Origin of the sequence: Rhodococcus sp. UFZ-B548 (assembly GCF_903819475.1) — a bacterium.
In the GTDB taxonomy this organism is placed as follows: domain Bacteria; phylum Actinomycetota; class Actinomycetes; order Mycobacteriales; family Mycobacteriaceae; genus Rhodococcus_F; species Rhodococcus_F erythropolis.
The window spans coordinates 1-1,196 of sequence record NZ_CAIJDS010000154.1 but is presented as its reverse complement, the minus strand read 5'-3'; the positions used below and the strand labels follow the sequence as shown (position 1 = coordinate 1,196).

The window sequence follows — 1,196 nt, the reverse complement described above, 5'->3', positions numbered from 1 at the left end:
TCCCGGGCCGTCGCCGCCGAGCGTGACGCCCGGTCGGTGCGCTGGCACAACCCGGCAGCCGTCCGCAAGGCCGCCGCGTCCGTCCGTGATTCGCTCGACGACGAACGATCAGCGCTGAGCCGACCGTCGTACAGCGGGTTGTCGCCGTCGCCGCACATGGCTCGCCAACTCGAACTGATCACGACGTTGCAGCCGCCGCTGCCCGCCGACGCCGGCATCAGCACCGCCGCGCAGGCCGAGGCCGACGCCGTTGCCGCGGTGACCACCGCGCGGATAGCCTTGCGCGCCGCCCACCTTGCGGTTCTCGAAGCACGCGTCGCCGCGCTCGATGCCGGTGACACCGATATCGTCGCCGCCGCGATCCGCGGTTACGTCCCGCTGAACTCGGGCAACCCCGTCGTCCGGCACGTGCAGGATCTCGGCTCCCGGATCCGTGAGGAAGCACGGCACGTCGTGAGTGGCAAGCCTCGGTCGATCGCTTTTCGGCTGGGGCTGAGCCTCGGAATGGGCTTGGCGTACCTGGCATTCATTCGCCTCTTCCAGTGGGACGCCAAGGAAGATCGACTGCCTTACCTTGCGCTGTACGCACTCTCGGGTGTGGTCGGAAGCGTCGTGTGCACCAATGCGCTCAGCTTCGACGCCGGCCGCGTCCGTGCTGCTTTGTCCGGCGGAACCAGGCTCTGGCACGTCCTCGTCGCGAAGAATGCGATGATGCTGCTTCTCGTCGGCAGCGCCGGGTTCTTGCTCAGTGCCATCCTCGCGTGGCGCTCCGGAAGCAGTGCTGATCTGGTGAAGGCGTGCGGTCAGGTACTGACCATGATCCTGCTGTGGCTCGGTGTCGCCAACGTGATGTCCGTGGCCTTGCCGCTGCGGGCCGAACCGATGACGGCGAGGCGCCACGACGGCACATGGAAGCAGTTCCTGCTGTCTTTCGTCATCTCGTACGGTGTCGGACTGATCGTCAATCTGATGCTCTACTGGCGAGTCTGGGCGAAGACGACGCTGCTCGAGCAGATGGGCGGTCCGTGGATTCCGGTCCTGTTGCTCCTCGCGAGCGCGGCCGCGACGTGGCTGTTGCTGACCGTCCTGGCCGTACTCCTGGCCGAGCAACCGCGCGTCCGGCGCGCCTTGCACCGGGAGATGGTGGTCTACCGCGAAGAAACCAACCACTTGCAGGCGACCATTCAGCACAATTC

Annotated in this window: 1 protein-coding gene; it reads left to right on the top strand. The window is 66.6% G+C overall.

Features of this window, described 5'->3' with window-relative positions; translation table 11 throughout:
* Nucleotides 1-1,196, top strand: a 1,196-nt coding sequence (locus H7C86_RS36915) for a hypothetical protein (RefSeq protein ID WP_259349448.1), incomplete at both ends; no start/stop codon positions are given.